The organism is Flavobacterium sp. (genome assembly GCF_031409475.1).
In the GTDB taxonomy this organism is placed as follows: Bacteria; Bacteroidota; Bacteroidia; order Flavobacteriales; family Flavobacteriaceae; genus Flavobacterium.
In genome coordinates this window covers 1-15,455 of sequence record NZ_JANNXH010000045.1, presented here as the reverse complement: position 1 = coordinate 15,455, position 15,455 = coordinate 1, and the positions used below count along the sequence as shown (strand labels likewise).

Below are 15,455 nucleotides of genomic sequence, written 5' to 3'. Positions count from 1 at the left end.
AATGATAAAAAAATTAGTGTTGTTTTTCTTTATAACAAGCAATAGTATTTTAATTGCCCAAACACAGAAAAACATACAACATCAAGAATTGCTCTGGACACGATATTACAATCAGCTAGAAATAGATAAAAAGTGGTCAATACATTCAGAGTTTGATAATAGAGTTTTTACAAATTCAATTGTACAAAACTTGTTTGTGATTCGGGTTCAGGGAAGGTATAAAGTTAACGAGAAAATAGATTTAGGTTCAGGTTTCGCATATTTTTCGGTGGCAACACAAGATCCAAATGTTGAATCAGGGTTTAATAAACCAGAATATCGAATACAGCATGATCTGGTGCTCAAGCAAAATTTTGGTAAAATAAATTTGAATCACAGGTATCAAATTGAAGAACGATTTTTTCAAAAATTTGACACACATGGTTTAATAAGCGGAACCACATTTGCCATGCGATTTCGATATAGAATACAAGGAGATTATATTTTTTGGAAGCATGAAAAGCAATTCTTAAAAACAATCCTATCGGATGAAATAATAATAAATACGGGAAATGGAATTGTTAAAAACACGTTTGATCAAAACCGAATTTATGCTGCTTTTCAATATGGTATTAATGAAAATTTTTCGTTAGAATTGGGTTATTTAAACAGTTTTCAGCAAAGAGCAAGCGGAGTCGATTATTTTGATAGAAATATAATTAGAGTGTCAGTTTTTCATAAAATTAAATTATACAAGTAGCTTTTACTTTTACAAAATAAAATAAAGTAATAAATAAAGTTGATTTCGATTTTTAAAAAAATCAACTACAAACAATAAATAAATGGAAGTTTTAAAAATAGCAACAGCGGGAAGTGTCGACGACGGGAAAAGTACTTTAATAGGAAGATTATTGTATGATACAAAATCGTTAACTACTGATAAAATTGAAGCAATTGAAAAAAGCAGTAAACAAAAAGGATACGATTATCTCGATTTTTCCTTGGCAACGGATGGTTTGGTAGCCGAGCGTGAACAAGGAATTACTATTGATGTGGCGCACATTTATTTTTCGACTGCCAAGAAAAGTTACATCATTGCTGATACTCCAGGTCATGTGGAATATACTCGAAACATGGTAACTGGAGCTTCGACTTCGCAAGTTTCGATTATATTAATCGATGCTCGAAAAGGAGTAATTGAGCAAACGTACCGTCACTTTTTCATCAATAATTTATTGCGTGTAAAAGATGTAATTGTTGCCGTAAACAAAATGGATTTGGTTGATTATTCTGAAGAAGTGTACAACAAAATCAAAACTGATTTTCAGGCATTAAATGCAAAAAGTGCTTTCAAAGAACAAAACGTAAGTTACATTCCGCTAAGTGCAATCAATGGTGGAAATGTCGCGGAAAAATCAGAAAATATGCCTTGGTATACTGGGCAAACAGTTTTGGAACATCTTGAAACATTAGAGCCAAATGATATTTATGAAAACGGAATTGCCCGTTTTCCAGTGCAAACGGTTATCCGTCCAAAAACAGAGGAATACCACGATTTTAGAGGTTACGCTGGAAAATTATATGGAAATACTATTAAAGTAGGAGATTCCGTAACAGTGCTTCCTTCATTAACCGAATCTAAAGTAACAAACATTCACTTTTTCGATAAGCAATTTGACGAAGCCGTTGCAGGTTCTTCAATTACTTTAGAATTAGAAAATGATATCAACGTAACGCGAGGCGATATGATTGTAAAATCTGGCGAACTTCCTAAAATTGAAAAAGACATTACAACAACCGTTTGTTGGATGGATAGTAAAAAATTGGTTCCAGGCGCAAAATATTTTGTGCAACACAACACCAATAGAGTTTTGGCCAAAATCGAAAGTGTAAAAAACGTAATCGCAACCGATTATTCAGGAACTACGCCAGCAACACAATTAGCCATTAACGAAATTGGCGAAGTAACCATAAAATTGAGCAAAGCCTTGTATTTTGATGCCTATACGGACAACAAATCAAACGGTGCTTTTATCTTAATTGATGCTGCAACCAATACAACCTCAGGAGTAGGATTTATAAAATAGTTTCCATCTACAATCGTCCCCAAAAGGAAAGATATAGGATAGAAAATTAGAATTAAATTAAATAAAACATAACATTCCCAGAATCAACTCCCTCTCCTTTGGAGAGGGTTGGGGAGAGGAAAAGCAGAAAAAACATGGAAAGTTTTAGAACCGAAATAGAAGACCCGATTGTCCAAAAAGACATCATCGATTTAGAAAGAAAAATTGCTTTATTCCGTGAGGGAAAAATAGACGACGAACGTTTTCGTAGCCTTCGTTTGGCACGTGGCGTTTACGGTCAGCGTCAAGAAGGCGTACAAATGATTCGTATCAAATTGCCTTTTGGTAAAGTAACCAGCGAACAATTACATCGTATTTGTAAAGTTTCTGATGAATATTCAACAGGTCGATTGCACATTACAACACGTCAGGACATTCAGATTCACTATGTAAGTTTGGACAAAACACCACAACTTTGGGCTGAATTAGAGAAAGATGATGTGACTTTGAGAGAAGCTTGCGGAAATACAGTAAGAAATATTACGGCTAGCGAAACAGCAGGAATCGATGCTGACGAACCTTTTGATGTCTCGCCTTACGCACACGCCTTGTTTCAGTTTTTCTTGAGAAACCCAGTTTGTCAGGAAATGGGGCGTAAATTCAAAATGTCATTCTCTTCATCGGATAAAGATACGGCGTTGAGTTATTTACACGATTTGGGTTTTATTCCAAAAATTGTAAATGGCGAAAGAGGTTTCAAAGTCATGCTCGGTGGCGGATTGGGTTCACAACCACACCACGCTGAATTGTTATCAGAATTTATTCCGGTAAACCAAATTATCCCAACAACCGAAGGTGTTTTGAGAATTTTTGACCGTTTTGGCGAAAGAGCCAAACGATTGAAAGCACGTATGAAATTCCTAATCAAAGATTTGGGTAGAGACGAATTTTTGCGATTAGTTGATGAGGAGAAAAAAGCCTTGGAATACCAAACCGTTGAAATAGATACCACAGCTTTTGAGGGCGAAATTCCAGCTTCAGTATTGGAAGTTCCAAAAGTAATAATCGAAGATACCAAAGCTTTCGAGGCTTGGAAAAAATCGAATGTGATTGCTCAAAAACAAGCCGGTTATTTTGCTATAGGAATTAAAATTCATTTGGGTGATTTTTATACAGACAAAGCCAGATTATTAGCAGATTTAATCAAAAATTACGCTGCCAATGAATTGCGTTTTTCATTACGACAAAACATTCAAATTCGTCATATAAAAGAAGCTGATTTGCCTTTTTTCTACCAAGAATTAGCTAAACTAGATTTTGTAGCTTTAGGGTATGATAGCACGGCTGACATCACCGCATGTCCCGGAACTGACACTTGTAATCTAGGAATTGCAAGCAGCACGGGAATTGCAGTCGAACTCGAACGCGTTTTAGAAACTGAATATCCGCAATACAGCAACAAGCAAGAAATCACGATTAAAATTAGTGGTTGTATGAATGCTTGCGGGCAACACAATATGGCAGAAATTGGTTTTCAAGGAATGTCGATTAATTCAGGAAAATTAGTGGCACCAGCACTTCAGGTATTATTAGGTGGCGGAAATTTAGGAAACGGAGCAGGACGTTTTTCGGATAAAGTGATAAAAATCCCAAGCCGTCGTGGACCAGATGCGTTGCGTTTTATCTTAAATGATTTTGATGCTAATGCAAACGGACAATCCTTTTTGGAGTATTACGATGCCAAAGGAGAAAAATATTTTTACGAATTTTTGAAACCATTAGCCGATTTGACCAACCTTACTGAAGCTGATTTTATCGATTGGGGAAATGCCGATAACTATGTAAAAGCAGTTGGAGTAGGAGAATGTGCAGGTGTTGTAATTGATTTGGTGGCGACTTTAATTCTAGAAGCCAAAGACAAATTGACTTTCGCCCAAGAAGCTTTTGAAGAAGGAAAATGGTCGGATGCCATTTACTTGGCGTATGCTGGATATGTTAATGGTGCCAAAGCTTTATTATTAGCCGAAAACCAAAAAACAAATCACCACGCAGGAATCATCGATTTGTTTGATACTGTTTTTATCCAAAGCAATAAAATCGAATTAAATTCAACCTTTGCCGCTTTGGTATACCAAATTAGAGCAAACGAACCATCGGAAGCATTTGCGCAAAAATACATTCAAGAAGCAGTTTCGTTTTTCGAAAATATAGAAGCATACAGAGAAAAAGATTTAGCAAATGCCTAATACAATTCAACCCAAAGTAACCCTAGTTGGTGCTGGTCCAGGCGATCCAGATTTGCTTACGCTTAAAGGTGTAAAAGCACTTGCAGAGGCGAATGTGGTTTTGTACGATGCTTTGGCAAACGAAGAACTATTGATTCATGCGCCAAAAAATGCTATAAAAATATTTGTTGGCAAACGAAAAGGCTGTCATGAATATTCGCAAGACCAAATCAATCAGTTAATTGTAGATAATGCGCTGACTTATGGCAATGTAGTTCGGTTAAAAGGTGGCGATTCGTTTATTTTTGGTCGTGGAAGCGAAGAAATAGAATTCGTAGAAAGTTTTGGAATCCCTACCTTTGTAGTGCCCGGAATTTCATCGGCAATTGCAGTTCCTGCTTATCAAGGAATTTCATTGACAAAAAGAGGCGTTTCTGAAAGTTTTTGGGTAATCACAGGCACAACTTCCGATAGAAAATTGTCGGCGGATATTGCTCTCGCAGCACAATCATCTGCAACAATTGTGATTTTGATGGGAATGAGTAAGCTTTCACAAATAGTTGCATTATTCCAAAAAGAATCCAAAGGAGAAACTCCAGTAGCGATTATTCAAAACGGAACAACGGTTAACGAAAAGTTTGGCGTTGGAACAATAAATACCATTCAAGAAGTGGTTACGGAAAATAAATTAAGTTCTCCAGCCATAATTGTAATTGGAGAAGTGGTTAGAGAAAGCAATACATTAAAACAGTTTTACGAAGAATTCGCATACAGCAAATTATAATGGAGAGGAACGAATTATACCCAATTTTTTTAAAATTACACCACCTCAATGTACTCATTGTAGGCGGTGGAAATGTGGGTTTAGAAAAGTTATCGTTTATGTTGAAATCCAGTCCAAACGCAAATGTTGAGGTTGTGGCACCAAAGTTTTTACCCGAGTTGGAAACCTTGTCTCAAAAACATCCTTCGGTAAAATTGACCTATAAAAAATTCAATCGCTGGATGCTTCGCAAACGCAACATGGTCATAGCTTGCACCGATGATTTAAAAGTAAATAAACGAGTGTATGATTTGTCTCGAAAGAGGTATTTGATTTGTAATATTGCCGATACGCCAGATTTATGTGATTATTATTTGGGTGGAATTGTAACCAAAGGAAATGTAAAAATTGCCATTTCAACCAATGGAAAATCACCCACAACCGCCAAGAGATTACGGGAATTTTTCGAGGAAATAATCCCAGAAGATATTAATACAATGGTCGAAAATCTTCAAGAATACCGCAAAACTCTAAAAGGAAATTTTGAAGAAAAAGTTCAAAAAATGAATGAAATAACTCAAACATTAAAAAATAATTAAACAACAATTTATGTAACAGTTGTTACATACAGTATAAAAAATAATTCGTGAATTCGTGGCTGAACAACAGTTGAGTTTAAATCTGTGAATCTGTGGTTATTTTTTAAATTTTCAAATCTTTCAATAAAAACAATATGATTAAAACAGATATACTTATAATTGGAGCCGGACCAACAGGTCTTTTTACCGTTTTCGAAGCAGGATTATTAAAACTCAAATGCCATATTCTGGATGCACTGCCACAAGCTGGCGGACAACTTTCGGAGTTGTATCCCAAAAAACCTATTTATGATATACCGGGTTTTCCCGAAGTTCTAGCAGGAGATTTGGTTGATAATTTAATGGAACAAATCAAGCAATTCGAACCCGGTTTTACACTTGGAGAACGTGCCGAAACCATCGCAAAACAAGAAGACGGAAGCTTTATTGTAACCTCAAACAAAGGAAAAAAATTCCATGCATCGGTGGTAGCAATTGCTGGCGGATTAGGAAGTTTTGAACCTCGAAAACCACTTATTGAAGATATTGAGTTTTACGAAGACAAAGGAATCAAGTACTTTATCAAAAACCCAGAAAAATTCCGAGACAAAAGAGTGGTCATTGCTGGCGGTGGAGATTCCGCATTAGATTGGAGTATTTTCTTGTCGAATATAGCTTCCGAAGTAACCTTAATTCACCGCCGAAACGAATTTCGTGGCGCATTAGATTCTGTCGAAAAAGTACAAGAATTAAAAAACTCAGGCAAAATAAAACTAATCACACCAGCCGAAGTTATAGGATTAAACGGTGCAGAACATTTAGAGTCCATAGATATTGAAGAGGACGGAGCACATAGAAATATCCCAACAGATTATTTCATTCCACTTTTTGGATTAACACCAAAATTAGGACCAATTGGACATTGGGGATTAGAAATCGAAAAAAACGCCATCAAAGTAAACAATGCGTTAGATTATCAAACGAACATTCCTGGAATCTTTGCCATTGGCGATGTAAACACCTATCCAGGAAAATTAAAATTGATTTTGTGTGGTTTCCACGAAGCCACCATGATGTGTCAAGCTGCCTACCAAATCATCAATCCAGGCAAAAAATATGTCATGAAATACACCACCGTTTCAGGTGTCGACGGATTTGACGGAACTAGAAAAGAAGCACCAAAAGCAGTTGTCAAAGCCATAGTGTAATAAGGTTTGGTTTAGTTTAAAGGTTTAAAAGTTTAAGTATTGAGTCGGTTATTCGACAAGCTTAAACTTTTAAACCTTTAAACTTTTTAAACAATTTTAAACTTTTAAAAAAACTTGCAAATGTTCTCGCTATGTCTTTACTTTGCAGTGTTCATAAACATATTGATTGTTATCACGAAAGCCCGAGGGATTAGACCCGATGAAAGCTTAGCAACCCTTTAAACTTAAAGAAGGTGCTACATTCTATTCCGATTTATCGGAAACAGATAACCACGAGAATTCTCTCACTTTCCACGATAACATTTAATAATTTCAAAGAACTAATTCCTGCCATACTGAGCTTGTCGAAGTATTAGGAGCTATTTCCTGCTGTACGTTGCAATCTGTCATTGCGAGGAACGAAGCAATCTTACGATTGATATATCGTTTCGCAATAACAGGATTTCCACTGCTATCAGGGCTAGGGCATATGTGTCCAAATCAATATTTAATAAAAAACTTTGTAAACCTTGCGAAAAAACCTTGCGAGCTTTGCGGTTAAAAAATACTTATGTCAACAATACAACAAGAAATAAAAAAACGAATTCTCGTACTCGATGGAGCAATGGGAACCATGTTACAACGCTACAATTTCTCCGAAGAAGATTTTCGTGGCGAGCAATTCAAGGATTTTCCACATTCACTCAAAGGGAACAATGATTTATTGTCCTTAACACAGCCACAAGCCATAAAAGAAGTGCACGCCGCTTATTTCGATGCTGGAGCCGATATTGTAGAAACCAATACTTTTTCTGGAACCACAATAGGAATGGCGGATTATCATCTGGAAGAATACGTTTATCAACTCAACTACGAATCGGCAAAAATTGCCCGTGAAGTAGCCGATGAATTCACTGCCAAAAATCCAAACCAACCTCGTTTTGTAGCCGGTTCAATTGGGCCAACAAACAGAACAGCATCGATGTCTCCAGATGTAAATGATCCCGGTTACCGAGCCGTAACTTTTGATGATTTGCGCATCGCTTACAAACAACAAGTAGAAGCATTGCTAGATGGCGGTTGCGATTTACTTTTGGTAGAAACCATTTTCGATACTTTAAATGCCAAAGCCGCACTTTTCGCCATCGAAGAAGTAAAGGAAGAACGAAATATTGATATTCCAATCATGGTTTCTGGAACAATTACCGATGCATCGGGAAGAACACTTTCGGGACAAACGGTCGAAGCTTTCTTGGTTTCAGTTTCGCATATTCCGTTGTTGAGCGTAGGATTCAATTGTGCTTTGGGTGCGGATTTATTGAAACCCTATTTGCAAACTTTGTCTCAAAACACGTCGTTCAATGTGTCAGCGCATCCCAATGCAGGATTGCCAAACGCCTTTGGAGAATACGACGAAACACCAGAGCAAATGCAAGCTTTCATCAAAGAATATTTAGATGATAATTTAATAAACATCATAGGCGGTTGTTGCGGAACAACACCACAACACATCAAGTTGATTGCAGATATTGCCAAGGATTATAAGCCGAGGGTTTCGGAGGCGGTGATGTAATTCGTAGAGACGCGATTTATCGCGTCTGACTATTGGAATGGACACGGATTGCAAATTTGCTCTACTGAATCATAATTGATTTTAAAAGAGTTACGGTTGTAAAAAGTAAAATTATGAGGTATGGAAGTAGAAAAATTTGAAAAGAAAATTGAAAAAATAAAAGAAGATGCTGGAAGAAATATCCTGAACCATTTTAATAGAATTCACGATAGATTGTTTACTTCTAATAATATTTTTATTGCGGGATATTTTGCGCTTTCTAGAATTGAGCCTAACATAAATATTTTGATAATAATAATTCCGTTACTGAATTTAATTTTTTTAATTTTTATCGAATATCTAATGATGGAAAAAAGCAGGAAAGAATATGGAATTGAAAATTTCGATATTGAAGAATTGATTGATTTTGTAGAGAAAAAAGATAGAAATACTAGTCTTTATTCTTTGCTATCTATTTTGTCAACTTTTATAGTTTTTATTTGTTTTTTGTATTTACTGATTTTTAAATAAAAACTATTTTTAGCACAAGCCTTCAACCTATGAATTCAAATGAAAACTAGAGGTTTGATATAATATGAGGCTATTAAAAAATGAATTATGAAAAAAACAATGTTATTAATGGTTTTGTTTTCTATTTTATGTCATTCACAAAATAGGACTAATGATGAATTGCCTATAATTTCCAAAAATAATGGGCTATTACTAAATGCAATTGGCTGGCAAAAAAATAGCTCTGGACAATGGATAAATAGTAAAAATAAAATTCCAAATGATTTAGGACAAAATCAAAAATTGCTTGGAGACTATGAAAAATATTCAGTTGGGGTTGATAATTTTAAATCATTTGAAATTAAAAATATTAAAATCAAAGACAGTACATTTATTCTTTTGGTAAAAAAATATAAAGATGGGTTTTATACATATTCCTCAATAGAAGAGGGATGGAATAACCAAACTAGTTGTAAATATTATATTTTATCAAATACGGAGTTTAATAAAATTAATGAAATTAAAAAAGACACATTGAATAATGTGTTTATGGATGTAAAATATCAAGGAGATATAAAATATATTAATGTAAAGTCATTTAATGACAATGCTCTTACTAAAGAGATTTTAAAAAAAAATTAAAGAAGAAACAATTGCAGATGATTATGGCTCGCATAGTTTGGCATTAAATATATCATATTTCACAAAAAAGAGTATTGTTCAGTTTTATTTTTATGACATCTATTTATACAAAGAGAATTATATAAAAATGTATGGTTTTAGTGTTTCTAAACCTGAAGAAAATGATAAATATTATGAAACTGACTTTTTAAGCTTTATAAAATTTATAGATATAAAATAAAATATTTCCATCTCGCTCCGCAAAGTCTCTGACTTTGAGGAAGCGACAATCGGTTTTTAACCGATAAATTCAAGGTCAAAGACCTTGAATCACATCCTCAAAGTCAGAGACTTTGCGGAGCAAGGAATTGCTGATACAATTAAATAAAAAAATATTGAAATAAAACAAGTTTAAAAAAACAAAAATGATTCAATATCAAATAGAAGAAAATGTAACTTTAGAGGAATTCAGAGCCGTTTTGCTGAACTCCACATTAGGAGAACGCAGACCAGTTGATGAACCAGAAAGACTTTTGGCAATGCTCCAACACGGCAATTTAATAGTTACCGCAAGAGACAACGGCAAACTCATTGGCGTTTCGCGTTCCTTAACTGATTATTCATTTTGCACTTATTTGTCTGATTTGGCAGTAAATCAAGACTATCAAAAAATGGGAATTGGAACAGAACTCATAAGACAAACAAAGTTAGCAACGCCAAAAGCAAAACTAATTTTATTGTCAGCACCACAAGCTGTGGGTTATTATCCAAAAATTGGCATGACCAAATGGGAACAATGCTATGTGTTAGATGATGTAAATAATTTAAAATAATAGTGTCTACAGTATAGCCACGAATTTACTAATTAAAAATTTTATTTAAAAAAAATTAGCGAATTAGCGGTAAAAAAAACAAAAATGTCAAAAAAAGAAAAAAGAAGAAACCTAGTATTATCGGGATTAGAACCCTTAATTATTACGCCCAAAAGCGTATTTGTGAATATTGGGGAACGAACCAATGTAACAGGTTCGAGAAAATTCCTTCGATTAATCAAGGAAGAAAAATACGAAGAAGCACTCAGCATTGCCAAAGAGCAAGTAGAAGGCGGCGCACAAATCATCGATATTAATATGGATGAAGGAATGCTGGATGGCGAATATGCTATGACAAAATTTCTGAATCTTATCGCTGCCGAACCTGATATTTCGAGAGTTCCTATTATGATTGATAGTTCCAAATGGGATATTATTGAAGCAGGATTAAAAGTGGTGCAAGGAAAATGTGTGGTCAATTCGATCTCGTTAAAGGAAGGCGAAGAACAATTTATTCATCATGCTAAATTGATTAAGCGTTATGGCGCAGCAGCAATTATTATGGCTTTTGATGAGGTGGGACAAGCCGATAATTATGAAAGGAGAGTAGAAATTTGCCAACGTTCGTATGATATTTTGGTGAATAAAGTTGGTTTTTCACCGCAAGATATTATTTTCGATTTGAATATTTTTCCGGTTGCCACTGGAATGGAAGAACACCGCTTGAACGCTTTGGATTTTTTTAGAGGAACCAAATGGGTTCGGGAAAACTTGCCACACGCACACATCAGCGGTGGCGTGAGTAATGTTTCGTTTTCGTTTAGAGGAAATGATACCGTTCGCGAAGCGATGCACTCGGTTTTCCTGTATCACGCCATTCAAAACGGAATGACAATGGGAATCGTAAATCCAGAAATGTTGTCGATTTATGACGAAATTCCAAAAGATTTATTAGAACATGTTGAAGATGTAATTCTAAACCGTCGTGATGATGCTACAGAAAGGCTATTGGATTTTGCCGAAAATGTAAAAGGTGATGTCAAAAGCAACGAGAAAGCGATTCAAGAATGGCGTTCAGGAACAGTCCAGGAAAGAATTACTCATTCACTTGTAAAAGGAGTTGATGAATTTATAGAAATTGATGTCGAAGAAGCAAGATTAGCAGCTACAAAACCAATCGAAGTTATCGAAATCAACCTGATGACAGGAATGAATGTCGTAGGAGATTTGTTTGGATCGGGTAAAATGTTCTTGCCACAAGTGGTAAAATCGGCACGTGTGATGAAAAAAGCAGTGGCGTATTTATTGCCATTTATCGAAGCCAGCAAACAAGCTGGAGACAAACAAGGAAACGGAAAAATATTGATGGCAACCGTAAAAGGCGACGTACACGACATTGGCAAAAATATCGTTTCGGTGGTATTGGCTTGTAATAATTATGAGATTGTAGATTTGGGCGTTATGGTTCCACCCGAAAAAATTATTGCAGCAGCTATCGAACACGAAGTGGATATTATTGGATTGAGCGGATTAATCACGCCTTCGCTTGACGAAATGGTGTATCTCGCCAAAGAATTGGATAAACGAGGTATGAAAATTCCGGTAATGATTGGTGGAGCAACGACTTCGCGAGCGCATACCGCTGTGAAAATTGCACCTCAATATAGAGAAACTGTCATTCATGTAAACGATGCTTCGAGAGCGGTAACAGTTGCTGGAAGTTTATTGAATAAGGATAAAAAAATATATGCCAGCGATATTCGCGCCGAATATGATGCGTTTAGAGAAACATTTTTGAACCGTTCACGGGATAAGAATTTCTTGACGATTGAACAAGCGCGTAAAAATAAATTGCAATTGGATTGGGATAATTTTACACCAGTAAAACCAAATATAATTGGCGAACAAGTAATCGAAGTCGATTTGGATGTTTTGGTTCCGTATATCGATTGGACGCCGTTTTTTAGAACTTGGGAATTGTTCGGAAAATATCCTGCGATTTTGACTGATGATGTCGTTGGCGAACAAGCGACTTCTGTTTTTGCGGATGCGCAAGAAATGTTAGAAATAATTTTGAAAGAAAAGAAACTAACTGCCAAAGGAATTTACGGCATTTTCCCTGCCAATCAAGTCAACGATGATGATATCGAATTGAGCGATGAAAACGGAAAAGTATTGGAGACATTCTTGACGTTGCGCCAGCAATCACAAAAAACAAAAGGAGCTCCAAATATAGCCTTGTCGGATTTTATAGCTCCAAAAGACAGCGGAAAAATAGATTACATGGGCGCATTTTGTGTAACCACCGGTTTTGGTGTCGATGAATGGGCAGCAGAATTCGAAAAGGATTTGGACGATTACAATTCGATTATGGTCAAAGCATTGGCAGATCGATTCGCAGAGGCATTCGCCGAATATTTACACGAAAAAATCCGTAAAGAAATTTGGGGTTATGCATCAGATGAAAATATGAGTACCGAGGCAATGATTGCCGAAGAGTACAAAGGAATTCGTCCTGCGCCAGGTTATCCGGCTTGTCCAGATCATTTAGAAAAACCAACCATCTGGAAATTATTAAATGTAGAGCAAGAAATAGGAGTAACGCTGACCGAAAGTATGGCGATGTGGCCAGCATCATCTGTTTCGGGTTATTATTTTGGAAATCCCGAAAGCAAGTATTTTGGACTCGGAAAAATAAAAGAAGACCAAGTTATTGATTACGCCAAACGTAGAAGTATTTCAACCGATAAAGCCACAAAATGGTTGAGTCCGAATATTGCAGATTAATTTTCTGTATATTGTAAATCGTATAATGTAAATTGAAAAAAATACAGTTATAAATACAATATACAATTTACAACATACATTATACAATTTTTTTTAAAATGAAAGTAACACAACACATAGAAAAAGCACAAGGGGAAACCTTATTTTCTTTCGAGATTATTCCGCCAAAAAAGGGAAAAAGCATTCAAGAATTATACGACAATATTGATCCGTTGATGGAGTTCAATCCGCCATTTATAGATGTAACCACTTCTCGTGAAGAGTACATTTATATTGATAAAGGCAACGGGTTATTAGATAAAAAGTTAACGAGAATGCGTCCGGGAACTCTTGGGATTTGCGCTTCTATAAAACACAAATACAGCGTAGATACGATTCCGCATGTGCTTTGTGGTGGTTTTACCAAAGAAGAAACAGAGTATTTATTAGTTGATTGTCATTATTTAGGATTAGACAATGTGATGGCGTTGCGTGGCGATGCCATGAAAGACGAACAGTATTTTATCCCGAAACAGGGCGGAAACGATTATGCAGTGGATTTAGTAAAACAAATCAAACAACTCAATGACGGGAAATATTTGCACGAAGTTTTGGATGTTGACAACAAAGCCGATTTTTGCATAGGAATTGCAGGTTATCCAGAGAAACATTTAGAATCACCTTCGTTGCAATCCGACCTAAAAAGATTGAAAGAAAAAGTAGATGCTGGTGCAGATTATGTGGTAACCCAAATGTTTTTTGACAACGCAAAGTATTTTGAGTTTGTAAAAAAAGCAAGAGAAATGGGAATTGCCGTTCCAATTATTCCGGGCATTAAACCGCTAGCTGTACAAAGACATTTACAAGTTTTACCTCAAATTTTCCGTATCGATTTACCCGAAGATTTAATTCACGCAGTTGAAAAATGCAAAACTTCGGCGGATATTCGCCAAGTTGGAATTGAATGGGCAATTCAGCAATCGTTAGAATTAAAAGCGGCGGGCGTTCCGGTTTTACATTATTATTCGATGGGAAAATCAGAGAATATTCGTCAAATCGCAAGTCAGGTTTTTTAAAAAATTCATACACGTAGAGACGTTGCATTGCAACGTCTCTGCATTGCAACGTCTCTACATTGCAACGTCTCTACATTGCAACGTAATAAATAATTGATAAAAAAAATGAATCCAATCCTTCAACAAGATTTAATCGATATAGAAATTATCCTTGAAAAAGTAAAACAACAAGGAATAGATTTTCTAAATTCAATTGATAGTATTCCTACGACAACTAATAATTCTATGACTACCAATAGAATTTTAAACGATTCTGGTTTGGGAGCATTGTCTGCTTTGGAAGAATTTAAATCGCGATTAGCACCTATTTTGGTTTCACAACCTGGACCAAGATATTGGGGTTTTGTAACTGGTGGTGCAACTCCAGCTGCTATTGCAGGTGATTGGTTGACTGCAATTTACGATACAAATACACAAGCAACAAAAGCACAAGGTGACGTTTCGGCATTGATAGAAATAGAAACGATTAATTTATTGATACAATTATTGGATTTACCAAAATCATTTCTTGGAGGATTTGTAACTGGTGCAACAATGTCAAATTTTACTTGTTTAGCAGTGGCGAGACAATGGTTAGGGAAACAACTGGGTAAAGATTTTGCCAAAAACGGAATTTCAGCACCAATAAACATTTTATCAGCAACCCCACATTCTTCCTCGGTAAAATGTTTGGCGATGTTAGGCATTGGAAGTCAAAATTTCACCAAAATAAACACAATTGAAGGAAATCGAGAAGCTATTGACATAGCCGATTTAGAAAAAAATATAGAAAGCCTAAACGGACAACCTTTTATTTTAATTTCCAGCGCAGGAACAGTCAACACTGCTGATTTTGACGATTTCATAGCCATTACAAACCTCAAAGCTAAATATAATTTTTGGTGGCATATTGATGCCGCTTTTGGTGGTTTTGCAGCTTGTTCGCCCAAATACAAACATTTAGTTACTGGTTGGGAATACTCCGATAGCATTACCATTGATTGTCATAAATGGTTGAATGTTCCTTACGAAAGCGCTTTTTATTTGGTAAAGGACCAACATCAAAACCTGCAAATCGAAACTTTTCAGAACTCAAATGCGCCGTATTTGGGGAATCCATTGGAGAATTTTAGTTATCTGAATTTCTTGCCCGAGAATTCAAGACGCTTAAAAGCCTTACCCGTTTGGTTTTCGCTTTTGGCGTATGGCAAACAAGGATTTCAAGATATTGTAGAAAATAGCGTTGCGATGGCATTGCAATTTGATGCTTTCATTGCAGAAAACGAAAACTTTGAATTATTGGCGCCAACTCGCCTCAACAATGTTTGTTTTACTTTGGCG

General features: G+C 35.8%; 13 protein-coding genes and 1 riboswitch. All 13 genes read left to right on the top strand.

Translation table 11 applies throughout. The features are described from left to right. Position 1 precedes the first annotated feature (1 nt). A complete protein-coding gene (locus RMO53_RS08660; protein ID WP_310379710.1) occupies positions 2-739 on the top strand; it encodes a DUF2490 domain-containing protein in 738 nt (245 codons plus the stop codon). Positions 740-821: 82 nt separating this feature from the next. After that, positions 822-2,066 (top strand): GTP-binding protein, encoded by a 1,245-nt coding sequence (locus RMO53_RS08655; protein WP_310379708.1) that lies wholly within the window; start codon positions 822-824, stop codon positions 2,064-2,066. 134 nt (positions 2,067-2,200) lie between these two features. Next, positions 2,201-4,291 (top strand): HEPN domain-containing protein, encoded by a 2,091-nt coding sequence (locus tag RMO53_RS08650; RefSeq protein WP_310379707.1) that lies wholly within the window; start codon positions 2,201-2,203, stop codon positions 4,289-4,291. After that, positions 4,284-5,054 (top strand): uroporphyrinogen-III C-methyltransferase, encoded by a 771-nt coding sequence (gene cobA, locus RMO53_RS08645; protein ID WP_310379705.1) that lies wholly within the window; start codon positions 4,284-4,286, stop codon positions 5,052-5,054. The genes RMO53_RS08650 and cobA overlap by 8 nt, the downstream gene beginning before the upstream one ends. After that, entirely contained in the window at positions 5,054-5,632 is a 579-nt protein-coding gene (locus RMO53_RS08640; protein ID WP_310379703.1) for a bifunctional precorrin-2 dehydrogenase/sirohydrochlorin ferrochelatase, read from the top strand. The genes cobA and RMO53_RS08640 overlap by 1 nt, the downstream gene beginning before the upstream one ends. A 134-nt stretch (positions 5,633-5,766) precedes the next feature. Then, positions 5,767-6,819: an NAD(P)/FAD-dependent oxidoreductase gene (locus RMO53_RS08635; protein ID WP_310379701.1), complete on the top strand. Its 1,053-nt coding sequence runs from the start codon at positions 5,767-5,769 to the stop codon at positions 6,817-6,819. A 166-nt stretch (positions 6,820-6,985) separates the two neighbouring features. Continuing rightward, positions 6,986-7,092, top strand: a riboswitch (SAM riboswitch). Between the two features lie 277 nt (positions 7,093-7,369). Next, positions 7,370-8,371 (top strand): homocysteine S-methyltransferase family protein, encoded by a 1,002-nt coding sequence (locus tag RMO53_RS08630; RefSeq protein WP_310379699.1) that lies wholly within the window; start codon positions 7,370-7,372, stop codon positions 8,369-8,371. Between the two features lie 120 nt (positions 8,372-8,491). Next, on the top strand, positions 8,492-8,881 hold the full coding sequence (locus tag RMO53_RS08625; RefSeq protein ID WP_310379697.1) for a hypothetical protein: 390 nt from the start codon (positions 8,492-8,494) through the stop codon (positions 8,879-8,881). Positions 8,882-8,968: 87 nt separating this feature from the next. Next, a complete protein-coding gene (locus RMO53_RS08620) occupies positions 8,969-9,502 on the top strand; it encodes a hypothetical protein (protein ID WP_310379696.1) in 534 nt (177 codons plus the stop codon). A 404-nt stretch (positions 9,503-9,906) separates the two neighbouring features. After that, positions 9,907-10,314: a GNAT family N-acetyltransferase gene (locus tag RMO53_RS08615; RefSeq protein ID WP_310379694.1), complete on the top strand. Its 408-nt coding sequence runs from the start codon at positions 9,907-9,909 to the stop codon at positions 10,312-10,314. 84 nt (positions 10,315-10,398) lie between these two features. Next, the gene (gene metH / locus RMO53_RS08610) at positions 10,399-13,080 is read left to right on the top strand and encodes a methionine synthase (protein WP_409024828.1); all 2,682 of its coding nucleotides are present in this window, start codon (positions 10,399-10,401) and stop codon (positions 13,078-13,080) included. Positions 13,081-13,178: 98 nt separating this feature from the next. Continuing rightward, entirely contained in the window at positions 13,179-14,135 is a 957-nt protein-coding gene (gene metF / locus RMO53_RS08605; RefSeq protein ID WP_310379692.1) for a methylenetetrahydrofolate reductase [NAD(P)H], read from the top strand. Between the two features lie 105 nt (positions 14,136-14,240). Beyond that, positions 14,241-15,455, top strand: a 1,215-nt coding sequence (locus tag RMO53_RS08600; protein WP_310379689.1) for a pyridoxal-dependent decarboxylase, incomplete at its 3' end; no start/stop codon positions are given.